The sequence below is a fragment of the Micromonospora sp. DH13 genome (assembly GCF_020873825.1).
GTDB lineage: Bacteria > Actinomycetota > Actinomycetes > Mycobacteriales > Micromonosporaceae > Micromonospora > Micromonospora haikouensis.
The window spans coordinates 115415-137531 of sequence record NZ_JAHWGR010000014.1 but is presented as its reverse complement, the minus strand read 5'-3'; the positions used below and the strand labels follow the sequence as shown (position 1 = coordinate 137531).

Here is a 22117-nt window from a genome sequence, read left to right as displayed (position 1 = left end):
CGCGTGGTCGCCCCGGCGTCGGACTGCCCCGCGGTCAGCGGGGGATGATCAGGGCCATCGCCTCGGCGCGGGACTTGGCGTCGTGCTGGAGCACGCCGCGTACCGCGGAGGTGATGGTCTTCGCTCCGGACTTCTGGATGCCGCGCATGGCCATGCACATGTGCTCGCATTCGAGCACGACCACGACGCCACGCGGGGCGAGGCTGCTCATCAGCAGGTCGGCGATCTGCGAGGTGAGCCGCTCCTGCACCTGGGGACGGCGGGCGAAGACCTCGACGAGCCGGGCGAGCTTGGACAGGCCGGTGATCCGGCCGTCCGGCCCGGGGATGTAGCCGATGTGCGCGCTGCCCCGGAACGGGAGCAGGTGGTGCTCGCAGAGGCTCATCACGTCGATGTCCCGGACGAGCACCAGCTCCTCGTGGTTGGCCTCGAAGGTGGTGCTGAGCACCTGCGCCGGGTCGACCCGCAGGCCGGCGAAGAGCTCGGCGTACGCGCGGGCGACCCGGGCCGGGGTCTTCACGAGACCGTCGCGGTCGGGATCCTCGCCGACTGCGATGAGGATCTCGCGTACGGCTTTCTCGATGCGGGCCAGGTCGACGGACTCCTCGACCGGGCGACCGGTCAACTTGCCGTTGACCAGCCGCGCGGCGAGGTAGTCCAGACCGTCGGTGTCGGGCTCGGTCGACGAGGCACTCGGGATCGGTGCCTCGTGACCGGGCGTCGGGTCGGTGCTCAGTGCGTACCGTCCGAGTTGTTGGAGCCCGGCAGGCCGCCGCCGACGGAGGCACCGTCGGCCTGGGCCTGCGCCTTGAGCGCCTCCTTCTCGGTCGGCGTGAGGACCGGGGGCTCGGTGGAGGGCTGACGCTTGCCGAAGCCGTTGTAGGGGGCCATCGGCGGGCGCTTCACCACGCGGGAGCAGATCCGGGCCATGTCGGCGGTGGAGAGGGTCTCCTTCTCGATCAGCTCCAGGACGATGTTGTCCAGGACGTCCCGGTATTCCACCAGGATCTCCCAGGCCTCGTCGTGGGCCAGCTCGATCAGCGCCCGCATCTCGTTGTCGATCTCGGCGGCCACCGCGTCGGAGTAGTCCCGCTCGTGGCCCATGTTGCGGCCGAGGAACGGCTCGTCGCCGCTGGTGCCGTACTTGATCGCACCGAGCTTGGAGCTCATGCCGTACTGGGTGATCATCGCGCGGGCCAGCCCGGTGGCCTTCTCGATGTCGTTGCCGGCGCCGGTGGTCGGCTCGTGGAAGACCAGCTCCTCGGCGGCCCGGCCGCCCAGCGCGTACGCCAGGGTGTCGACCATCTCGGCGCGGGTCTGGGTGTACTTGTCTTCCGTCGGCAGGACCAGCGTGTGGCCCAGCGAGCGGCCACGCGACAGGATCGTCACCTTGTGCACCGGTGCGGCGTGCGGCAGCGCCCAGGCGACCAGCGCGTGCCCACCCTCGTGGTACGCGGTGATCTTCTTCTCCTGGTCGCTCATCACCCGGGTGCGGCGCTGCGGGCCGGCGATGACCCGGTCGATCGACTCCTCCAGGGAGTCGTTGGTGATCGCCCGCTGGTCCTTGCGGGCGGTGAGCAGCGCGGCCTCGTTGATCACGTTGGCCAGGTCGGCGCCGCTGAAGCCCGGGGTGCGCCGGGCCACCGAGTCGAGGTCGACGTCGGGGGTGAACGGCTTGCCCTTGGCGTGCACCCGCAGGATGGCCTTGCGGCCCTCCATGTCGGGGGCGTCCACCGGGATCTGCCGGTCGAAGCGGCCGGGGCGCAGCAGCGCCGGGTCGAGGATGTCCGGCCGGTTGGTGGCGGCGATCAGGATGACCCCGCCCTTGGTGTCGAAGCCGTCCATCTCGACGAGGAGCTGGTTGAGGGTCTGCTCGCGTTCGTCGTGGCCGCCGCCCATGCCGGCGCCGCGGTGACGGCCGACGGCGTCGATCTCGTCGACGAAGACGATCGCCGGGGCGTTGGACTTGGCCTGCTCGAACAGATCGCGGACCCGGCTCGCGCCGACACCCACGAACATCTCGACGAAGTCGGAGCCGGAGATCGAGTAGAACGGCACCCCCGCCTCGCCGGCGACGGCGCGGGCGAGCAGCGTCTTACCGGTGCCGGGCGGGCCGAAGAGCAGCACGCCCTTCGGGATCTTGGCGCCCAGGGCCTGGTATTTCGCCGGGTTCTGCAGGAAGTCCTTGATCTCGTGCAGCTCCTCGACGGCCTCCTCGGCGCCCGCGACGTCCGCGAAGGTCGTCTTCGGGGTGTCCTTGGTGATCATCTTCGCCTTGGACTTGCCGAAGTTGAGCACCCGGGAGCCGCCACCCTGCATCTGCGACATGAAGAACAGCAGCAGGAGCACGAGCAGCGCGATGGGGAGCAGGTTGACCAGCAGGCTCACCCAGACGCTGTCGGACGACACCTTGGTGTCGGCCGGGCCGGTGATCCGGTTCGCCGCCTTGGCCGCGAGGACCTCGTTCCAGACCTCGTCACCGACCTCGTACGGGAACTGGGCCTCGATCCGGTCGGTGGTGGTGTCACCGAACTTGGTCTTGCTCTCCAGGTCCAGCTGGAGCGTCTGCTCCTTGTCCTGGAAGACCGCCTTCTTGATCTTGGCGGTGTGCAGCTGGTCGAGCGCAACGGAAGTGTCCACGCGGTGGTAGCTGGGACCAGCGGTGAACAGCTGACTGAGCACAACGGCGCCGAGGATGACCAGGATGATCCAGACCACCGGTCGGCGGAAGAAACGCGTACGTTCCATGCTGTTGTCGAGCGCCGAGACGCCCGCATCCTCCTGATCGACGTCCTGACCGTCTGAATGGCTGTCGCCGCCGCGGCGGCGGCCGGAGCCGCCGTGCGGGCCGGCCTCGACCCCGGGACGCGTCACTGCCGCGTCACGGTCACTCGACGGTACACCGTGTGCGCGACATGTGGCCTTGCGAGGCCAGCAGTTACGCGTAAGGCGAACCGGGTTTCAGCCGGCGTGGCGTGGTTTCCCCGCCCGGCCACCCGACCGCCCGGTCACGCGGGTCGAGGGGTCGGACGTGGAGGGTGCGTCCACACCACCGGCCTCTACCGTAGTCCGATCAGCTGAGAGTGCGCTGAACGTCCGCTTGACGGGCACCGCGCCGCGCCCGTCGGTCAGGCGCGGGCGTAGACCTCGGGCTTGAGCACGCCCACGTAGGGCAGCTCGCGGTAGCGCTCGCCGAAGTCGAGGCCGTAGCCGACGACGAACTCGGTCGGGATGTCGAACCCGACGTACTTCACCGGCACCGGGACCTTGATCGCCTCCGGCTTGCGGAACAGGGCGACGACCTCGACGCTGGCCGCCGACCGCGACTCCAGGTAGCGCAGCAGCCAGGACAGGGTGAGGCCGGAGTCGACGATGTCCTCCACGACCACCACGTGCCGGCCGGCGATGTCCCGATCCAGGTCCTTGAGGATGCGCACCACGCCGGAGGAGGTGGTGCCCTGGCCGTACGAGGAGATCGCCATGAAGTCCAGCTCGACCGGGGGGCCCTGCCGACCGAGCGCCCGCGCGAAGTCGGCCATGAACATGACCGCGCCCTTGAGCACGCAGACGAGCAGCAGCCCGTCGACGTCGGCGTGATCCGCCGACACCTGCTTGGCCAGCTCTGCGGTCTTCTCGCGGATCTGCGCCTCGGAAATGATCACGTGGTCGATGTCGGCGTCGTACCAGGAGCCGTCAGCCATGGCTCCTAGCCTGCCGTACGCCGGATGTCCGCCGTCGGCGGGGCCGCCTCTTTCGGGGCTGGCCCCGCCTGGCATTTCTCGCGCATACCGACAGCAATCAGGTCAGCAGGTGCGGGACCGCCACCGGCGACCGCCGTCGGTGGGCTTCCAGTCCGCCGAGTCCCGGGTGTCGGCGGTGAGGCCGGCCGCCGAGGCGGCGGCCAGAAAGAGCAGGAAGAGCAGGAGCAACAGGGATTCCATGGCGGCGCTCGCTTTCGCAGGCTTTGGGATGCTTTCGCCGCCGGTGCGCACCGGACTTGACCCAAGTCTGCGCCCCCGCCGGGCGGCGGGACAGTGGCAGGAATGCCACTGCACCTCGATTTTCTGCCACCCGCGCGGTTACCCTCGTCACATGCTCCGTTCCGTCGCCGTCGTCATGATGGACCAGGTGGTCCCGTTCGAGCTGGGCGTGTTCGCCGAGGTGTTCGGCACCGACCGCACCGACGACGGCTTCCCCGGCTACCGGTTCGACGTCTGCGCCGCCGACGGCGCTCCGGTGCGTACCTCCTCCGGCTTTCTCGTCACCCCGAACGCGGACCTGACGCCGGTCGAGGACGCCGACCTCGTGGCGGTCCCCGGGCACGACGACACGGTCGCACCGCCCGAGGTGCTGGCGGCGCTGCGCCGGGCGCAGGCGCGCGGCGCGTACGTGCTCAGCGTCTGTACCGGCGCGTTCGTGCTCGGCGCGGCGGGGCTGCTCGACGACCGGGAGTGCACCACGCACTGGCGGTACGTCGACGAACTGCAGCGCCGCCACCCCCGGGCCAGGGTCCGCTGCGACTCGCTCTACGTGGCCGACGGCCGCCTGCTCACCGGCGCCGGCACGGCCGCCGGCATCGACGCCTGCCTGCACCTGGTGCGCCACGAGCACGGCTCGGCCACCGCCACCCGGCTCGCCCGCCGGATGGTCGTCCCGCCGCACCGCGACGGCGGCCAGTCGCAGTACGTCGAGGCGCCCATCCCGAAGGCCCCCGAGGCGCCCACCCTGGAGCCGGTCCTGGCCTGGCTGGTGAGTCACCTCGACCGGCCGGTCACCGTCGACGAGCTCGCCGCCCGCGCCGGGATGACGCCGCGCACCTTCGCCCGCCGGTTCCGCGCCGAGACCGGCACCACCCCGCACGACTGGCTGACCAACCAGCGGGTCCTGCTGGCCCGACGGCTGCTGGAGGAGACCCCGCTGAGCGTGGAGAGCGTGGCCGGCCGGTCCGGCTTCGGCGACGCCGCGGCGCTGCGGCACCACTTCGCCCGGCGGGTCGGCACCACCCCGCACGCCTACCGCACCACCTTCCGCGACCGCGTCGCCGCGTCCTGAGCCTCCAGCGTGCTCCGCTCCAGGCCGGCGACCTGGCGGGGTCACCGTGAGCCGGAAGCCCCCACGTCGCCGGCACGGAGTCGATCACCCGAGCCAGCCGGGGCGGCGGAGAGGGCGCAGCCGGCGCGACGTCGCGCCGGGCAGTGCACGAAGGTCAACCCGGCGGGTCAGCCGGCCGGGTCGGACCCGGTCAACCGGCCCGCGCGGCGGGCCACCCGCAGGCCGCCGGGCAGATGGACCTCACCCTGGCCGTGCCAGGCGGTGACCAGGGCGTCGAGCGCCTCGACGTGCCGGTGCGACAGCGCGGCCGGCGACGCGCCCAGCTCCCGGGCCCAGGCGTGCAGCACCCGGGTCCGCACGGCCGGGGCGAGCCCGGCCAGCGCCGCCACCACCAGCCCGCCGCCGGGGGCCCGCACGCCGGCCGGGCCGTCGGCGGCGGACGAGCTGCCGGCCGACGAGGTCACGGGCAGGGCGGCGGCGGCCAGCTCGTCGAGGGCCGCCGCGTCGGCGGCCGCCAGGCGGGCGGTCCGGGCCAGGTTGTCCACCACCCCGGGGCCGAGGGCGCGGACCAGCGCGGGCAGCGCGTCGGCCCGGACCCGGGCCCGGGCGTACGACGGGTCGGCGTTGTGCGGGTCCTCCCACGGGGTGAGGCCGAGCGCGGCGCACGCCTTGCGGGTCTGCTCGCGGCTTACGTCGAGCAGGGGCCGCAGCAGCGGCACCCCGGCCAGGTCCCGCCGGGGCGGCATCCCGGCGAGCCCGCGCGGGCCGGCGCCCCTTGCCAGCGCCAGCAGCACCGTCTCGGCCTGGTCGTCGCGGGTGTGCCCGGTGAGCAGGGCAGCCGCCCCGTGCCGCCGGGCCGCCTCGGCGAGCGCCTGGTAGCGCGCCTCGCGGGCCGCCGCCTCGGGGCCGCCGGGGCGGCCGGCGACGTCGACGCGTACCGCCTCGACCGGCGCGAAGCCGGCCCCGGCGGCCCAGGCCGCGACGTCGGCGGCCCGCCGGTCGGACCCGGCCTGCAACGCGTGGTCGACGGTGACGAGGCCGACCGGGCGGCCCAGCCGGGGCGCGACGAACGCGGCGGCGGCGGCAAGGGCCAGCGAGTCGGCCCCGCCCGAGCAGGCGACGAGCACCGGCCCGGCCCCGGGCAGCCCGGTCAGCGCGCGGCGGACCGCGAGCCGGACAGCGGCGACCGCCGGGGCGAGCGCGGGCATCGGCGTACGGTCAGCCGGCGGTCGGGGTGGCGGCCGGCCCGTGCACCCGGGCCACCCACGCGTCGGGGTCGCCCAGCTCGTCGAGCCGGGGCAGGGTCAGCGGGGAACCGAAGATCTTGTTGAAGCCGTCCATGCCGACGCGCTCGACGACGCCGTGCACGAACTTGCGGCCCTCGGCGTACTGGCGCATCTTGACCTCGACGCCGAGCAGCCGGCGGATCGCCTTCTCCAGCGGGTTGCCGGTCTCCCGACGCCGGTTGAACGCGGCCCGGATCGACTCGACGCTGGGGATGACCTGCGGGCCGACGCCGTCCATGACGAACTCGGCGTGCCCCTCCAGCAGGGTCATCAGGGCGGTGAGCCGGTCGAGCACGGCCCGCTGGGCGGGGGTCTGCACGATGTCCAGCACGCTGGCCCGGCTGTCCGGGTCCTTCACCGCGTCGGAGAGGGTGGCGACGCCCCGGCGCAGCCGCTCCAGCAGGTGCTCGCCGCCCTGCGAGGCGTCCACGAACGCCTGCACCTCGCCGAGGAAGTAGGCCCGCATCCAGGGCACGGCCGTGAACTGGGTGCGGTGGGTCACCTCGTGCAGGCAGACCCAGAGCCGGAAGTCGCGCGGGTCGGCCCCGAGCTTCCGCTCCACCTCGACGATGTTCGGCGCGACGAGCAGCAGCTGGCCGGGGTCGCCGGAGAAGACCTCGTACTGGCCGAGGACCCGGCCGGACAGGTACGCCAGCACGGTGCCGGCCTGCACGCCGGTGAGCCGGGAGCCGACCGCCTCGGTGAGCGGGCCCGGCCGCTTGTCGCCGGAGAGCCGGCTGACCAGTGGGGTGATCACCTCCCGCAGCCCGGCGATGTTGGTGGCCGCCCAGTCCCGGCGGTCCACCACCCGCACGGGCGGGTGGACCACCTGGGACCGCAGCCCCGTGTAGTCGGCCACGTGCCCGGCCGCCTCGTCGGTCAGCCGCCGCAGCTCGGAGACCACCTCGGTGGCCTCGGCGTACGACACCCGGGGCCCCGACTTGCCCAGGGCCCCCGCCGTCGCGGCGGCCAGATCCCAGTCCACGAACTGCGCCATGCACCCACCGTACCCGCGCCGGAACACCCCCACCTTTCGGTGATCGGAGGACATACCACCGCGGACCGGTCAGCGGCAGCCGCAGCGGGCCAGGGCGGACGTGACCCGGTCGAGGGCGCGGCGGGTGTCGTCGAGGCTGCCCGCCGGGGCCTTGTCGGCGAGCACGGCGAAGGTGAGCAGCCGCCCGTCGGCCGTGGTGACCAGCCCGGCGATGGCGTGCACCCCGGTCAGCGTGCCGGTCTTGGCGCGGACCACGCCGGCCCCGGCCGTCGTGCCGTCCGACCGGTACCGCCCGTCGAGGGTGCCCGACCAGCCGGCCACCGGCAGGCCGCCGAAGATGCTGCCCAGCTCCGGGTGGGAGCCGTCACCGGCGATGGCGATCAGGTCGGTCAGCAGGGAGGGGCTGATCCGGTCGCTGCGGGACAGCCCGCTGGCGTCGGAGAGGGTGATCTCGTCGGCGGGCAGGCCCAGCTCACCGAGGACGATGTCCATCGCCGCCGCGCCGCCGGCGAAGGACGCCGGCTGGTCCCGGGCCAGCGCCACCTGCCGGGCGAGCGCCTCGGCGATCACGTTGTCGCTGTCGGTGATCATCATGTCGACCAGCCGGATCATCGGCGGGGACTCGACCTTGCCCAGCTCGGCGCCGGGGGCCGGGGCCGCACCGGTCGACTCGCCGCCGGAGGCCGGCGCGGTGCCCCGCTTGACCTCGGCGGCGGCGCCGGAGAGCCCCAGCAGCCGGGCGAAGGCGCGGCCGGCGGCGAGGTCCGGCTGGGGGCTGCGCTGCGCCCAGCCGTGACTCGCGTCGAAGTTCTTCTTCGCCGCCACCGGGTCCACCCGCGCGCCGTCGGTCATCAACGCGCTGATCGCCGCGCCGAACCCGCCGGTCGGGATGTCGGCGTCCCAGCCGGGCCCGTAGACCGGGCCGGGGAAGAGCGAGGAGTCGACGGTGACCCGGGTCGGCGCGGTGCCGCCGAGGGCCTTCCTGACCTGCTCGGCCAGGTCGTCGAGGCGGGCCGCGCCGGGATAGAAGCCGTCGCCGTCGACCGCGAGGGTCGGGTCGCCGCCGCCGACGAGCACCACCTCGCCCGGTGCCGCGCCGGCCACCGCCCGGGTCGGCACGCGGTGGTCGGGGCCGCGGGCGGCCAGCACGGTCACCGCGGTCGCCAGCTTGGTCACCGAGGCGGGCACCGTGGCGTCGTCGCCGCCCCGCGAGTAGAGCGACCGGCCGGTCGTCACGTCGGACACGGAGACGTTCACCCGGTCGCCCAGCTCCGGGGCGGCCAGCAGCGGCTCGATCGCGGCCTTCACCCCGTCGGCGGTGGGCTCCGGGGCGTGCGCGTCCGGGCCGGCGAGGACCGGCGTCGGATCCGGCTCGACGACCTCGGCGTCGGCCCGGGAGATGTCCTTGCCGTCGCCGAGCCAGCCGGCGACCGGGCCGGGCCGGACCACCACCAGGCCGGCGCCGACCAGGGCGAACAGCAGCAGCACGGCGAGCACGGCCAGCGGGAGGCGGCGTCGGCGGGCGGGCGACGGGTCGTACCCCGGCGGGGGGCCGGCCGGCGGGTCACCGGGACCGCCGGGCATGGGCGGGGCCGCCGCGGCGGCCGGCTCCGACCCGGCGGGGACGGCCGGCGCGGCGGAGGCGGGGGTCGCGACGAGTTCCGGGGAGCGGTTGGTGTCCGGGGGCCGCCACACCGGCTCGCCGGACCCCACGATCGGGGCGGTGGCCTCCGGATCGAAGGCGTCCCCGGCCGGCTCCTGGGCGCGCGGAACGTGCGCCTCGGGCACCGGCACCCGGCCGGTCGCGCTCCCGGACCCCGGGCGCGGCTTCTTCCGCCCGTCAACCCCCTGCGGGCGGTAGTGTGAATCTTCCCTCCCCACGACCCCCTCCTCCCCGTGCGGAAAACAGCTTGGGTGACACTACTTCGGTCCGAACACTATGCGGCGGCCGGAGCGGGCAGGTGGGCATTCACCTGCTCGGGGGGGGCGCCGCCACTTGGTTCCGTCAGCCAGCGTGGGCAAACGAGGGAGCGTGGGAAATGGATTTCGACGTCACGGTTGAGATCCCCAAGGGTCACCGCAACAAGTACGAGGTGGACCACGCGACCGGCCGGATCAGGCTGGACCGCACCCTCTTCACGTCCACGCAGTATCCGGCGGACTACGGGTTCATCGAGGGCACCCTGGGCGAGGACGGCGACCCGCTGGACGCGCTGGTGCTGGTCCCCGAGCCGACGTTCCCGGGCTGCCTGATCCGCTGCCGCACCATCGGCATGTTCCGGATGACGGACGAGAAGGGCGGCGACGACAAGGTCCTCTGCGTGCCCTACGAGGACCCGCGTCAGGAGCACCTGCGCGACATCCACCACCTGGGCGAGTTCGACCGGCTGGAGATCCAGCACTTCTTCGAGGTGTACAAGGACCTGGAGCCCGGCAAGTCGGTCGAGGGCGCGACCTGGGTCGGTCGCGTCGAGGCGGAGGCCGAGATCCACGCGTCGTACCGGCGGGCCAAGGAGGCCGAGGAGCGCGGCGAGACCATCCACTGACCCCACCCACGCCGACGGGCCCGGGAGCCGCTCAACCGAGCAGCCCCCGGGCCCGCTCGTACAGGTCGAGCACCGCGCAGGCCACCGGCACCACGGACACCACCAGCGCCGTGTCGACCAGGTCGGCCGCCCGGCCCAGGTACGGGGAGGCGGGCCGCTGGGCGTACGTGGTGCCGGCCGCCACGGCGAGCAGGGCGACGGCCAGCCCGCCGACGGCCAGCGCCAGCCGGCCCGCCGGCCCGGAGCCCACGGCGAGCACCCCGCCGAGCAGGACGGCCCCCGCCAGCCCGGCGACGACCGGCGGCACCCGGTGGCGGACCGCCACGAACAGCCGCGTGCGCAGCAGCAGCACCGCGCAGACCACGGCGACCAGCAGCCGCCCGGCCACGCCGCCCGCCGTCACCAGCACCACCGCCGCCCCGGCCACCAGCACGGCGTGCCCGAGCAGCATCCCGGTGAGCATCTCCTCGGTGCGGGCCACCGCCGCGTGCACCCGGGACCGGTCCGGCAGGTCCCGGGCGGCGTCCGCGCCGGGGCCGCCGTCGCCCGGCAGGGTGATCGGCGGCAGCGGCATCTTGCCCAGCCGGATGGCCAGCAGCGGCAGCGCGCCGAGCGCGAAGACCAGGGCGCAGAGCAGCACCGCCGCGGCACCCCCGGCGGTCAGCGTCAGCCCGCCGAGGGCGGCGAGCGCCCCGCCCGCGCCGACGGTCGCGCCGGCCACGAAGACCCGCACCCGACTGGCCACCCCGAGCAGGCCGAGCACCGCCACCAGCAGCAGCGCCACCGCTCCGGCCAGCAGCTCGGGGGCGCCCAGCCAGGGCAGCGGCGCGACCGGGCCGACCGGGTCGCCGGAGCTGACCGCGAGGGCGCCGGCGGCGAACGCGTACGGCAGGGCGTAGCCGCCGAGGGTCGCGCCGGTGGCCCCGTCGCCGTACGCGCGGGAGGCGACCGCCCCGGCGAGGGTGAGCAGCAGCGCCACCGCGACCGCGACGGGCCAGCCGGCCCCGGGCCCCGGGCCGGCGGCGAGGGCGGCGAGCAGCCCCACGCCGAGCGGCACGGCCGCCCCGGCGAGGGCGGCGCACCGGGTGGCGGCCGGCGACCAGGCGGCACCCCGGCGGCGGGCCCCGTCGACGATCGCCTCGACCACGTCGTCGTACTCCAGCTCGGGCCACTGCGCGCGGGCCGGCACCAGGTGCAGCACCTCGCCGTCGCGGACGCCCTGCGGCAGCAGCGCCTGGGCGGTGGCCAGGACCGCCCCGTCGGTGCGGCGCAGCACCCAGCCGCCATGCCGTTCGCCGTCGTCGGCCAGCCCCTCGCCGGCGTGCCGGAGCACCTCGGGCAGCAGCTCGGCCAGGGGGACCTGCTCGGGCAGGGCGACGTCGACCCGGCGTTGGGGGGCGCTGATCGTGACCCGGGCCAACCCGACTGTCATCGGCGCATCTCCATATCGAGGGGGGACGGTGGCTGCGCGGACGACAGGACTTTACCTACGATGAGCCAGGCTCGGGTTACCGAGCGCTGTGGGGAGGCCGAGTGTCCACCGTCGTCATCAAGCGACCACCCCGGCGGCCGGCACCGGAGATCCCGGTCGGCGAGCTGCCCGTCGAGGCCCCGCCGGAGATCCCCGCCGTCACCGGCGGCCGCTGGCAGCAGGCGCTGATGGTGCTGCCCATGCTGGGCGGGTCGGTCGCGATGGCGATGATGTTCGGCCGGGGCGGCGGGGCGTACTCGTACGTGGTCGGCGGGATGTTCGGGCTCTCCTCCCTGGCCATGCTGGTCACCTCGTGGGGCAGCGCCTCCGGCACCCCGAAGAAGTCGGAGATGATGGCCGCCCGCCGGGAATACCTGCGGCACCTGGGCACGCTGCGTCGCCGGGTCCGGCAGACCGCCGAGCGGCAGCGGGCCGGGCTGCACTACCGCCACCCCGACCCGGGCCGGCTGTGGTCCACCGTCGACAGCCACCGGGTGTGGGAGCGTCGGCCCGGCGACCCGGACTTCGCCGTGGTGCGGGTGGGCGTCGGCCCGCAGACCCTGGCCACCCCGCTGGTCGGCCCGGTCACCCGCCCGCTGGAGGAGCTGGAGCCGATGACCGCCGGGGCGCTGCGGCGGTTCCTCGACGCGTACGCGGTGGTGCCCGACCTGCCGGTGGCCCTGTCGCTGCGCAGCTTCGCCCGGGTCTTCGTGCGCGGCGGGGCGTCCCGGGAGGGCGCGGAGGCGGGCATCCGCCCCGGCACCGGGTCGCCCGACGCGCAGGCGCTGGCCCGGGCGCTGCTCACCCAGCTCGCGGTGTTCCACGCCCCCGACGAGCTGCTGATCGCCGTCTGCGCCGGCCCCGAGCGGCGGGCGCTGTGGGAGTGGGTGAAGTGGCTGCCGCACGCCCACCATCCCACCCGCACCGACGCCGTCGGCCCCGTCCGGCTGGTCACCAGCTCCGCCGTCGAGCTGGAACGGCTCCTCGACGAGGTGCTGGCCAGCCGGTCCCGGTTCAGCCCGTCCGGCCCGGCGACCGACGGGCCGCACGTCGTGGTGGTGCTCGACGGCGGCGACCTCACCGGCGCGACCGACCTCGTCGGCGACGGCGGCATCGACGCGGTCACCGTGGTCGACCTGGACACCCCGCCGCCCCGGCTGCTCGACCGGTACGCCCTCCTGCTCGACCTGCGCGGCGGCCGGCTGCACTCGCACTCGGCCGACGGGCACGCCGAGGTGGGCACCCCCGACCGGCTGGCGTCCGCCGACGCCGAGGCGGTCGCCCGCCGGCTCGCCCCGCTGCGGCTCGCCACCGCCGTACGCGGGCCGGACGCCCCGGTCAACGCCGAGCTGGGCCTGCCCGAGCTGCTCGGCATCGGCGACCCGGAGGGCTTCACGGCCGAGCAGGGCTGGGCGCCCCGGTCGGCGCGCGACCGGCTGCGGGTGCCGATCGGGGTGGGCGCCGACGGCGGCGCGATCGAGCTGGACCTCAAGGAGTCCGCGCAGGACGGGATGGGCCCGCACGGGCTGCTGATCGGGGCCACCGGCTCCGGCAAGTCCGAGCTGCTGCGCACCCTGGTCCTCGGGTTGGCCGCCACGCACAGCTCCGAGCAGCTCAACTTCGTCCTGGTCGACTTCAAGGGCGGGGCCACGTTCGCCTCCTTCGACCGGCTCCCGCACACCGCCGCGGTAATCACCAACCTGGCCGACGCGCTGCCGCTGGTCGACCGGATGGTCGACGCGATCAACGGGGAGCTGATGCGCCGCCAGGAGCTGCTGCGCCGGGCCGGCAACTACGCCAGCCTGCGCGACTACGAGCGGGCGCGGGCGGCGGGCACGCCGCTGGCCCCGCTGCCGTCGCTGCTGCTGGTCTGCGACGAGTTCTCCGAGCTGCTGTCGGCCAAGCCCGACTTCATCGACCTGTTCGTGCAGATCGGCCGGCTGGGGCGGTCGCTGGGGGTGCACCTGCTGCTGGCCAGCCAGCGGCTGGAGGAGGGGCGGCTGCGCGGGCTGGACACCCACCTGTCGTACCGGATCGGTTTGCGGACCTTCTCGGCCCTGGAGTCCCGGACGGTGCTCGGGGTGCCGGACGCGCACGAGCTGCCCCGCTCGCCGGGCCACGGCTACCTGCGTTTCGGCACCGAGCCGCTGATGCGCTTCAAGGCCGCGTACGTCTCGGGGCCGCTGCGGCGGCGGGCCGGCGTGGCGGGGTCGGGCGGGCCCGGCGCGCCCCGCCTGCTGACCTTCACCACCCACGTGGTGCCGGTGCCGGAGCCGCCCACCCCGGCGCTGACGGCGACCGCCGAGGACGACGCCGGGCGGGCCAGCCTGCTCGACGTGCTGGTGGGGCGGCTGGCCGGGCAGGGCCCGCCCGCGCACCAGGTGTGGCTGCCGCCGCTGGACGCCGCGCCCACCCTCGACGAGCTGCTCGGCCCGGTCGGCGTCGACCCGACGCGCGGGCTGACCTTCGCCAACCCGGAGCTGCACGGCGCGCTCCAGGTGCCGGTGGCCGTCGTCGACAAGCCGTTCGAGCAGCGGCGGGACCTGCTCTGGCTCACCCTCGGCGGGTCGGCGGGGCACGTCGGCGTCGTCGGGGGCCCACAGAGCGGCAGGTCGGGCCTGCTGCGCACCCTGGTGTGCGCGCTGGCGTTGACCCACACGCCCGTCGAGGCGCAGGTCTACTGCCTGGACTTCGGCGGTGGCGGGCTGGCCGCGCTGCGCGACCTGCCGCACGTGGGCGGGGTGTCCGGCCGCACCGACCAGACCGCGGTGCGGCGCACCGTCGGGGAGCTGGTCACCGTGCTGGTCGACCGGGAGCGCCGCTTCGCCGAGCTGGGGGTGGAGTCGATGGCCGCGTACCGGCAGCGGCGGGCCGCCCTCGCCGCCGCCGGGCAGCCCGTCACCGACCCGTTCGGCGACGTGTTCCTCGTGGTGGACGGCTGGAACACGCTGCGCAGCGAGTACGACGACCTGGAGCCGCTGGTCACCGAGCTGGCCACCCGGGGCCTGTCGTACGGGGTGCACGTGGTGGCCACCGCGCTCCGCTGGACGGACTACCGCCCGGCGATCCGGGACCTCTTCGGCTCCCGCGTGGAGCTGCGTCTCGGCGACCCGTCGGACTCGCTGCTGGTGCGCCGCGCGGCGGCGGCGGCCGTGCCCGACAAGACGCCCGGCCGGGGCATGACCGGCGAGAGCCTGCACTTCCTCACCGCCCTGCCCCGACTGGCCGACGGCGACACGGCGACGCTGGTCAAGGCGGTCGCCGGGGCGTGGGACGGGCCGGCGGCGCCCCCGGTCCGGCTGCTCCCGCCCGTGCTGCCGTACGCGGAGCTGGACCTGGGCGCGACGGCCGGGCTGGCGCTGCCGGTGGGGATCGCCGAGGCGGACCTGCGCCCGGTGGTGCTCGACTTCGCCACCGAGCCGCACCTGCTGGTCTTCGGCGACGCCGAGTGCGGCAAGTCGTCGTTCCTGCGGGCCCTCGCGGCGACCATCGTCAGCCGGTTCACCCCGCAGCAGGCGCGGGTGATCCTGGTCGACTACCGGCGCAGCCTGCTCGGCGCGATCGAGACCGAACACCGGATCGGCTACGGCACGGCCGCCGCCCGCACCACGGAGCTGGTGGAATCCGCCGCCGGTTACATGCAGCTGCGGCTGCCCGGCCCGGACGTCACCCCGGCGCAGCTGCGCCAACGGTCGTGGTGGTCCGGGCCGGAGCTGTTCGTGCTGGTCGACGACTACGACCTGGTGGCCAGCGGGCCGGTCAACCCGCTGCGGGCCCTGGAGGAATACCTCCCCCAGGCGCGGGACATCGGCCTGCACCTGGTGCTGGCGCGCCGGGCCGGCGGCACCGGCCGGGGCTACGACCAGTTCCTCCAGCGGCTCAAGGAGCTGTCGACCCCGGGGCTGGTGATGGCCGGCAGTCCCGACGAGGGGCCGATCGTCGGGCAGGTCCGGCCCGGGCCGCTCCCGCCGGGGCGGGCCCGGCTGGTGACCCGGCGCGAGGGCGTACGCCTGGTGCAGCTGGCCCATCTTCCCCCGCCGTAGGGGTCCGCCCCGCCGACGACCCGGTGATCCGACCCCGGAATGGCGCGTGGCGGGGGTGGGAACCGGTAATCTCCGAGCAGCATGTGTCCGCCGCGATGAATGGCTGGGAATGTGACTGGGGTTCGGCACGGCAGGCCCGCGACGGCGCGACGGTTCACCGGCCGCGCGTTGGTGGGCACCGCCGCGCTCGCGGTGTCGCTCGTCGGCCCGGTGCCGCCGGCGGCCCTCGCCGCACCGCCCCCCACCGCGCTGCCCGGGTTCGCCCCGCTCGCCGCCCCGGTTTCCGGGTTCGCACCGCTCGCCGCGCCGGTGTCGGCGGGTTCGTCCTGGCGGGTGTCCCCCGTCGACACGCCGGCCCGGGCCGACCAGGTCCGCGACGAGCAGTGGCAGCTCGACGAGCTGCGGGCGTCGACGGCCTGGCGCACCTCGACCGGGCGCGGGGTCGTCGTCGCCGTGATCGACTCCGGGGTGGACGGTTCCCACCCGGACCTGGCCGGCCAGGTGCTGCCGGGCATCGACCTGGTCGACGACGGCGACACCGACGGGCCGGACCCGGTCGGGCACGGCACGACGGTGGCGGGCCTGATCGCCGGCCGCAACGACGACCGGCGGGGGGCGGTGGGCCTCGCCCCCGACGCGAAGATCCTCCCGGTGCGGGTCCTCGACGACGAGAACCGCTACGACGACGCGCTGATCGTCGCCAGGGGCGTCCGGTGGGCCGTCGACAACGGCGCCCGGGTGATCAACCTGTCGCTCGGCGGCAGCGGCGACAGCCCGGCCCTGGCTGCGGCGCTGGACTACGCGTTCGCCCGCGACGTGGTGGTGGTCGCCTGCACCGGCAACGTCGCCGCCTCCTCCGACACCAACGTCTGGTATCCGGCGCGGGAGCCGGGCGTGATCGCCGTCGCGGGCCTGGAACGGGCCAGCGACAACCTGTGGTCCGGGTCGATCACCGGCCGCGCCACGGTCCTCACCGCCCCGGCGACCGGCCTGGTCGGGGCCCGGCCCGGCAGCGGCTACTGGCGGGTGCAGGGCACCAGCTTCGCGTCGCCGCTGGTGGCCGCGGCCGCCGCGCTGATCCGGGCCCGCTGGCCGCAGATGTCCGCCGGTGAGGTGGTCAACCGGCTGATCAGCACCGCCCGGGACATCGGGCCCACCGGCCGGGACGACCGCTTCGGGTACGGCCTGGTCGACCCGGTCGCCGCGCTCACCGCCGACGTGCCCCCGGTGGGGCGCAACCCGCTCGACGACCAGTCCTCCCCCGGCGTGGTGGGCTTCGGCCCGGCGCCCGGTGCCGAGCAGGACGCCCCGGTCGCGGGTGCCGGCGGCGACCCGCTCGGCTTCACCGCGCCCCGCCAGCACACCCGCTGGACAGCCCAGCCGGCCGGCGGCCGCGACGACACCGACCCGCACCGGCTCTGGGCCGGCGGGGCCCTCCTCGCCGCCCTGGTCACCGGGGCCGCGCTGGTGGCCCGCCGCCTGCGCCAGCGCAGCCGTTGACCGCATCCCGGCGGGGCGGTCCGGTTCCATGCCCGGCCCACCCGATTCCCGGCCCGGCCGGTCTGATCCGGCGTCCCGCTGGGTAGGGATGCCGGGCATGAGCACGTCCGGTCAGCGCACCCACGTCCCCGCGTCGCCGTCGTGGCGGGCCCGCCGGCTCGACCCCGACCGTTCGCTGGGGCTGCGGCTCACCCTCGCCGCCACCGCCGTCTTCCTGGTCCTGGTGCCGTTCGCCCTGCTCGCCCTGCTGGTGCTGGGCTCCTGGCCGCCGCTGCACCGGCTGGACGCCTCGGTCGCGCACGACCTGCACGGGTACGCCGTCGGCCACCCGGGCTGGGTGTGGTTCATGACCGTCTGGACCAACGTGTTCGGTCCCGGGCCGCTGCGGGTCGCCGTACTCGCCGTGGTGGTCTGGTTGTTCGCCCGGCGCGCGCCGCGGCTGGCCTGGTGGGCGGTCACCACGATGGCGGTGGGCGGCCTGCTCGGCGCGTTGCTCAAGCTGCTGGTGGGCCGGGACCGGCCCGACCTGCTGGACCCGGTCGCCCGGGCCGCCGGATACTCGTTCCCCTCCGGGCACGCGCTGAACGCGGCCCTCGCCGCCGGGGTGCTGCTGCTGGTCTTCCTCCCGTACGCCCGGCGGCGGCCCGCCCTGCGGTGGGCGCTCTGGGTCGCCGCCGTCGTGGTGACGGTGCTGACCGGGGTGAGCCGGCTGGCGCTCGGCGTGCACTACACGAGCGACGTGGTCGCCGGCTGGCTGCTGGGCGTGGCGACGGTGGCCGCCACCACCGCCGCCTTCCGCACCTGGCGCACCCGGACCGGTCACCGGTCGGCGCGCCCCGCCACCACGGAAGGCGTCGAGCCGGAACTGGCCGACGGGGCGAAGCCCGCCGACGGGGCGGAGCTGGCCGACGGGATGGAGCGGCCCCGCCCGGCCCGGGGGCAGGCGTAGCGGGCGGCCCGCGCGGGTACTGGGCGGGCCATGTCCGAACTGGTGGGTCAGGCAGCCAAGCGGGTGCTGCTGCCGGTGGCCCTGCTGCTCTCCGTCATGGTGCTGCTCGGCGTCCTCGTCACCCGGGTCTTCGCGCACACCTGGCCGCTCACGGTGGAGGACGCGGTCAACCGCGAGCTGGCCGCCGACCGGACCGCCAGCTGGAACAACGTGTCGCTGGTGTTCAGCACGCTGGCCAGCACCCAGCTGATCGTGCTGGTCACCGCGATCGTGGCGGTGGTCCTGCGGCTGGTGCTGCACCGCTGGCGGGAGCCGCTGTTCCTGTGCGCGGCGGTCACCGCTCAGGCGCTGGTGTTCCTGCTGACCACGATGGCCATCGACCGCCGCCGTCCGGCGGTCGAGCACATGGACGTCTCCCCGCCGACGTCCAGCTTCCCGTCCGGGCACACGTCGGCCGCCGTGGCGCTCTACGTCGGCATCGCGGTGCTGCTGGCGCTGCGGGCGCGGAGCACCCCGGCGAAGGTCGCCTGGTGGGCGCTGCTCGTCCTGGTGCCGGTCGGTGTCGCCCTGACCCGGATGTACCGGGGCATGCACCACCCGAGCGACGTGCTGGCGTCGTTCCTCAACGGCGGCACGTGCGTGGTGATCATGGCGCGGGCGGTGCTGGACCGGGGCGTGCGGTGGGGCCGGGAGAAGCTGCCCACGGTCGGCCGGCCGGCCCGGGTCCCGACGGCCTGAGCCGGGTGACCGGGTCGGGTCCCGACCGCCTGAGCCGGACGGCCGGCCCGGGTCCCGACCGCCGGAGCCGGAGGGCCGCCACGGCGGCCGGGGGCGGCAGCGTTCCTGCGGCTCAGGTGCACTCGCCGGTGCCGACCGGGCGGGTCCGCTCGGCACCGGCCAGGGCGACCGGGCGGGCCTCGGCCGCCGTCACCGCGAAGCCGGTGTTCGGGTCGTCCGCCGCCGCCGCGAAGATCACCCCGAGCACCAGGCCGTTCGAGGAGAGCAGCGGCCCGCCCGAGTTGCCGCTGCGCACCAGCGCCCGGATCGTGTAGATCTCCCGGGTCACGTCGCCGGAGGAGTAGATGTCCGGGCCGGTGATCCGATCGACGTCCCGGATCCGCGCCGACTGGGCGTTGTACGGCCCGTCGAGCGGGAAGCCCAGCACGATCGCGTCCGCCCCGCTGCCCGCGTTGCCGGCGGCGAACCGCAGGGACGGGCCGGGCAGCCCCGGCACCCGCAGCACGGCCAGGTCCCGGTCCGGGTCGTAGACGACGACCTCCCCGTCGTACCGGTCGCCGTTCAACTCGACCGCCACCGACCGGGTGCCGGCCACCACGTGCGCGTTGGTCATCACCCGGTCGTCGGCGTACACGAAGCCGGAGCCCTCGATGCGGCGCGCGCAGCTCGGCGCGGAGCCCAGCACCTTGACCACCGCACGCCGACCGTCGGCCACCACCTGGGAGCCGGCGAGCGCCGGGTCGGGCGGCTCGACCTGCCGGGCCCGGGTGGGCGCGAGATCGCCGAAGACGTCCGGGAAGCCGTTGGTGTCGACGGTGTCCCGCAGCGCGGTGGACAGCTCCTGCGCCTGGTCCGGCAGGACCCGGTCGACGACGGTGAGCAGCGCGCTGTTGCGCACCGAGGAGGCCAGCCAGGGCAGCGAGGACGAGCCCAGCGGCACGGCCACCAGCCAGGCGACCAGCATGACGGCGAAGAGCGAGACGACCGCCCCGCCGATGTCGTCGGCCCGCTTGGCGATGTCGCTGGTGATGGTCTGGCGCAGGTGCGAGCCGAGCCAACCGGCCAGCGCCTGCCCCACCACGGCCAGCCCGAACACGGCGACGAGGGAGATCAGCACCCGGGTGCCGCTGTCGGTGAACTGGCGGGCCAGCAGCGGGCCGACCTGTAGACCGATGAGCGCGCCCAGGAAGAACCCGGAGAACGACAGCACCCCGATGACGAAGCCCTGACGGTATCCGCTGATCGCGAACACGAGCATGAGCAGGAGCAGAACGAGATCCACGGCGGACACGCCCCAAGGGTACGGGCAGCGGGCCCGCCGGGTGCCCACCGCTCGCGGAACGTGACGGTCCGGTCAGCGTCCCGCCGCCGCGCCAGCGGTCAGGCGAGCGGTCCGGCCATCTCGTCGGCGGCGTCGGTGCCGGCGGAGGGTGCCGGGGCGGCCCCGGCCGGCGGCAGGTCGACGACCCGGTCGTCCGGCCAGGGGCGGGTCCACCCGCCCATCTCCAGCAGGGCGGCGAGCACCCCGGCCGTGAACCCCCAGACCAGCATGCCGCGCACCGAGAAGGCCGGGCCGACCCAGCCGCTCGGGTGGCGGACCCGCAGCCGGTTCTCGGGGGCGACCAGCTCGGCGACCGGCAGCCGGGCGACGTGCGCGACCTCGGCCGGCTCCCGGGGGTGCACCGGGTGCGGCCGGTGCCACCAACCGAGCACGGGCGTCACCACGAAGTCGCTGACCGGGATCCACAGCCTCGGCAGCTCGGCGAGGACGGTGACGCTGGCCGGGTCGAGGTCGACCTCCTCGTTGGCCTCGCGCAGGGCGGTGGCGGCCGAGTCGGCGTCGCCCGGGTCGGCCGCCCCGCCGGGGAACGCCGGCTGCCCGGCGTGGTTGCGCAGGGTGGCGGCGCGTTGCAGGACCAGCACGTCCGGGCCCGCCCCGGGCTCCTCGCCGAGGAGCACCAGCACGGCGCTCTCCCGCCCGCCGCTGGCCGGGGTGGCGATCCGGGTGAAGTCCTCGGCGCGGGCGGAGCCGAGCCGGGACAGCAGGGGCTGCATCCAGGGCGGCGGCGTACGGCTCACGCCGGCACCACCACGCCGAGGTGTTCGCGGACCAGCGCGGCGAGCCGGGCGTCGTCCAGCGCGCCGGAGGTGTCGACGTGCCGGATGCGGCCGTCCGCGCCGACGAGAACGGTCAGCGGGACCGCGTTGCGGTTGAGTGCCCGGCGCAGGCTCTCGCCCTGGTCGAACAGGACGGGGAAGCGCACGCCGAAGTCCTCGCCGATCGACTGGGCGGCGTCCCGGCTGTCGCGGGTGTTCACCCCGATCACCTGGAGCCTGCCGTCCGCGCGCTCACTGAGCCGCTGGAACGCGGGCAGTTCCTTGCGGCAGGGCGGGCACCAGGACGCCCACAGGTTGACCACGGCCGGCCCGCGCACGTCCCGCAGGGCGACGAGGTCGCCGCCGGTGAAACAGGGCAGGGTCAGCTCGGGCAGCTCCGGCCCGCCGGACCCGGCGGGGGTGGGCGCGGCCGAGGGGGGCGGCACGGTCAGGGTCGCGCAGGCGGCGAACGGCGACGGCCGGGTGTTCCGCCGGGGCTCGGCCGTCTTCTCCTCGGCCGGGGTCGCCGTGCAGGCGGCGGCGAGCAGCGCGAACGGCAGGAGCAGGGCGACCAGCGAACGCCGGGCGGTGGAGCGGTGCGTCACGGCGCCTCCGCGGCGACCGCCTGCTGCGGCACCAGCTCCGGGTCGACGCCCGCCGCGACGGCCAGGTCCCGCGCCCGGGGGCCCTTGAGCAGCTTCGCGGCCGGCGCGGGCTCCGTCGGCCCCGTCCCGTACGACGGACAGAGCTTCACCAGCGTGCACGCGCCGCAGGCCGGCTTCTTGGCGTGGCAGACCCGCCGGCCGTGGAAGATGATCCGGTGCGACAGCATCGTCCAGTCGCGCTTCGGGAACATCGCGCCGATCGCGTGCTCGATCTTCACCGGGTCGGTCTCGGCGGTCAGCCGCCAGCGGTGCACCAGCCGCTGGAAGTGCGTGTCGACGGTGATGCCGGGGACGCCGAAGGCGTTGCCGAGGATGACGTTGGCGGTCTTGCGGCCCATCCCGGGCAGCGTCACCAGGTCGTCGAGCTTGCCGGGGACCTGCCCGTCGTACCGCTCGACGAGGGCCTGACCCAGCCGGATCAGCGAGTTGGTCTTGTTGCGGTAGAAGCCGGTAGGCCGGATCAGCTCCTCCAGCTCGGCCCGGTCCGCCCCGGCGTAGTCGGCGGCCGTCGGGTAGCGGGTGAACAGCTTCGGGGTGACCTCGTTGACCTTCTTGTCCGTGCACTGGGCGGACAGGATGGTGGCGACGGCCAGCTCCAGCGGATTGGTGTGGTCCAGCTCGCAGTGGGCGTCGGGGTGCGTCTGGGTGAGCACCCGGTGGATCTTCCGGGCGCGACGCGTGCGGCCGAGGTCGGTCTCGTTGGCTGCGGGGGGACTGGTGGTCACGACGGAAAGCCTACGTCGGCCCGGTGACGGCCCGCCGCGCCACGCGGC

At 75.2% G+C, this 22117-nt stretch carries 18 protein-coding genes; 6 read left to right on the top strand and 12 right to left on the bottom strand.

Features of this window, described 5'->3' with window-relative positions; all coding sequences use genetic code 11:
* Positions 1–34: 34 nt before the first annotated feature.
* The 4 genes from folE to LPA42_RS16215 form a co-directional block, all read right to left on the bottom strand.
* Positions 35–700: a GTP cyclohydrolase I FolE gene (gene folE / locus LPA42_RS16230; protein ID WP_043964986.1), complete on the bottom strand. Its 666-nt coding sequence runs from the start codon at positions 698–700 to the stop codon at positions 35–37.
* A gap of 32 nt (positions 701–732) precedes the next feature.
* The gene (ftsH, locus tag LPA42_RS16225; protein WP_077938020.1) at positions 733–2748 is read right to left on the bottom strand and encodes an ATP-dependent zinc metalloprotease FtsH; all 2016 of its coding nucleotides are present in this window, start codon (positions 2746–2748) and stop codon (positions 733–735) included.
* A 380-nt stretch (positions 2749–3128) separates the two neighbouring features.
* Positions 3129–3701 carry a hypoxanthine phosphoribosyltransferase gene (gene hpt / locus LPA42_RS16220; protein ID WP_043964985.1) on the bottom strand — a complete coding sequence of 191 codons (573 nt, stop codon included), beginning with the start codon at positions 3699–3701 and terminating at the stop codon, positions 3129–3131.
* A 102-nt stretch (positions 3702–3803) separates the two neighbouring features.
* A complete protein-coding gene (locus LPA42_RS16215; RefSeq protein WP_176734168.1) occupies positions 3804–3941 on the bottom strand; it encodes a hypothetical protein in 138 nt (45 codons plus the stop codon).
* A 151-nt stretch (positions 3942–4092) separates the two neighbouring features.
* Between LPA42_RS16215 and LPA42_RS16210 the strand changes: the two genes are divergently transcribed.
* A complete protein-coding gene (locus tag LPA42_RS16210) occupies positions 4093–5052 on the top strand; it encodes a GlxA family transcriptional regulator (RefSeq protein ID WP_077938012.1) in 960 nt (319 codons plus the stop codon).
* Between the two features lie 167 nt (positions 5053–5219).
* Here LPA42_RS16210 and tilS read toward each other — a convergent pair whose 3' ends face one another.
* From tilS to dacB, 3 genes are all read right to left on the bottom strand, one after another.
* Positions 5220–6260: a tRNA lysidine(34) synthetase TilS gene (gene tilS / locus LPA42_RS16205; protein WP_077938011.1), complete on the bottom strand. Its 1041-nt coding sequence runs from the start codon at positions 6258–6260 to the stop codon at positions 5220–5222.
* 10 nt (positions 6261–6270) lie between these two features.
* Positions 6271–7335, bottom strand: coding sequence for a zinc-dependent metalloprotease (locus tag LPA42_RS16200; protein WP_077938010.1), 1065 nt, complete (start codon positions 7333–7335; stop codon positions 6271–6273).
* Positions 7336–7404: 69 nt separating this feature from the next.
* The gene (dacB, locus tag LPA42_RS16195) at positions 7405–8919 is read right to left on the bottom strand and encodes a D-alanyl-D-alanine carboxypeptidase/D-alanyl-D-alanine-endopeptidase (protein ID WP_077938019.1); all 1515 of its coding nucleotides are present in this window, start codon (positions 8917–8919) and stop codon (positions 7405–7407) included.
* 455 nt (positions 8920–9374) lie between these two features.
* Between dacB and LPA42_RS16190 the strand changes: the two genes are divergently transcribed.
* A complete protein-coding gene (locus LPA42_RS16190) occupies positions 9375–9881 on the top strand; it encodes an inorganic diphosphatase (protein WP_077938009.1) in 507 nt (168 codons plus the stop codon).
* A 31-nt stretch (positions 9882–9912) separates the two neighbouring features.
* On the opposite strand, the gene eccD is transcribed toward LPA42_RS16190, so the two are convergent.
* Positions 9913–11313: a type VII secretion integral membrane protein EccD gene (gene eccD / locus LPA42_RS16185; RefSeq protein ID WP_077938008.1), complete on the bottom strand. Its 1401-nt coding sequence runs from the start codon at positions 11311–11313 to the stop codon at positions 9913–9915.
* 101 nt (positions 11314–11414) lie between these two features.
* On the opposite strand from eccD, the gene eccCa reads away from it, so the two are divergent.
* The 4 genes from eccCa (at position 11415) to LPA42_RS16165 (ending at position 18582) form a co-directional block, all read left to right on the top strand.
* Positions 11415–15395 (top strand): type VII secretion protein EccCa, encoded by a 3981-nt coding sequence (eccCa, locus tag LPA42_RS16180; RefSeq protein WP_077938007.1) that lies wholly within the window; start codon positions 11415–11417, stop codon positions 15393–15395.
* Between the two features lie 99 nt (positions 15396–15494).
* A complete protein-coding gene (gene mycP / locus LPA42_RS16175) occupies positions 15495–16895 on the top strand; it encodes a type VII secretion-associated serine protease mycosin (RefSeq protein WP_077938006.1) in 1401 nt (466 codons plus the stop codon).
* An 88-nt stretch (positions 16896–16983) separates the two neighbouring features.
* A complete protein-coding gene (locus LPA42_RS16170) occupies positions 16984–17844 on the top strand; it encodes a phosphatase PAP2 family protein (RefSeq protein WP_096761656.1) in 861 nt (286 codons plus the stop codon).
* Positions 17845–17874: 30 nt separating this feature from the next.
* The gene (locus LPA42_RS16165) at positions 17875–18582 is read left to right on the top strand and encodes a phosphatase PAP2 family protein (protein ID WP_077938004.1); all 708 of its coding nucleotides are present in this window, start codon (positions 17875–17877) and stop codon (positions 18580–18582) included.
* A gap of 112 nt (positions 18583–18694) precedes the next feature.
* On the opposite strand, the gene LPA42_RS16160 is transcribed toward LPA42_RS16165, so the two are convergent.
* The 4 genes from LPA42_RS16160 to nth all read right to left on the bottom strand — a co-directional run bounded on the left by LPA42_RS16160 (position 18695) and on the right by nth (position 22069).
* Positions 18695–19873: a MarP family serine protease gene (locus LPA42_RS16160; RefSeq protein WP_043964968.1), complete on the bottom strand. Its 1179-nt coding sequence runs from the start codon at positions 19871–19873 to the stop codon at positions 18695–18697.
* A gap of 89 nt (positions 19874–19962) precedes the next feature.
* Positions 19963–20661, bottom strand: coding sequence for a CoA pyrophosphatase (locus tag LPA42_RS16155; protein WP_043964966.1), 699 nt, complete (start codon positions 20659–20661; stop codon positions 19963–19965).
* Positions 20658–21284, bottom strand: coding sequence for a TlpA disulfide reductase family protein (locus LPA42_RS16150; protein ID WP_077938003.1), 627 nt, complete (start codon positions 21282–21284; stop codon positions 20658–20660). Before LPA42_RS16150 ends, LPA42_RS16155 begins: the two co-directional genes overlap by 4 nt.
* Positions 21281–22069, bottom strand: a complete 789-nt coding sequence (gene nth, locus LPA42_RS16145) for an endonuclease III (protein WP_043964962.1) — start codon at positions 22067–22069, stop codon at positions 21281–21283. The genes LPA42_RS16150 and nth overlap by 4 nt, the downstream gene beginning before the upstream one ends.
* Positions 22070–22117: the final 48 nt, after the last annotated feature.

Bases quoted from the DNA above. Each gene is read 5' to 3' on its own strand.
- ftsH (WP_077938020.1), bottom strand. From the start codon at position 2,748: ATGGAACGTACGCGTTTCTTCCGCCGACCGGTGGTCTGGATCATCCTG.
- hpt (WP_043964985.1), bottom strand. From the start codon at position 3,701: ATGGCTGACGGCTCCTGGTACGACGCCGACATCGACCACGTGATCATT.
- LPA42_RS16215 (WP_176734168.1), bottom strand. From the start codon at position 3,941: ATGGAATCCCTGTTGCTCCTGCTCTTCCTGCTCTTTCTGGCCGCCGCC.
- LPA42_RS16210 (WP_077938012.1), top strand. From the start codon at position 4,093: ATGCTCCGTTCCGTCGCCGTCGTCATGATGGACCAGGTGGTCCCGTTC.
- tilS (WP_077938011.1), bottom strand. From the start codon at position 6,260: ATGCCCGCGCTCGCCCCGGCGGTCGCCGCTGTCCGGCTCGCGGTCCGC.
- LPA42_RS16200 (WP_077938010.1), bottom strand. From the start codon at position 7,335: ATGGCGCAGTTCGTGGACTGGGATCTGGCCGCCGCGACGGCGGGGGCC.
- dacB (WP_077938019.1), bottom strand. From the start codon at position 8,919: ATGCCCGGCGGTCCCGGTGACCCGCCGGCCGGCCCCCCGCCGGGGTAC.
- LPA42_RS16190 (WP_077938009.1), top strand. From the start codon at position 9,375: ATGGATTTCGACGTCACGGTTGAGATCCCCAAGGGTCACCGCAACAAG.
- eccD (WP_077938008.1), bottom strand. From the start codon at position 11,313: ATGACAGTCGGGTTGGCCCGGGTCACGATCAGCGCCCCCCAACGCCGG.
- mycP (WP_077938006.1), top strand. From the start codon at position 15,495: ATGGCTGGGAATGTGACTGGGGTTCGGCACGGCAGGCCCGCGACGGCG.
- LPA42_RS16170 (WP_096761656.1), top strand. From the start codon at position 16,984: ATGCCGGGCATGAGCACGTCCGGTCAGCGCACCCACGTCCCCGCGTCG.
- LPA42_RS16165 (WP_077938004.1), top strand. From the start codon at position 17,875: ATGTCCGAACTGGTGGGTCAGGCAGCCAAGCGGGTGCTGCTGCCGGTG.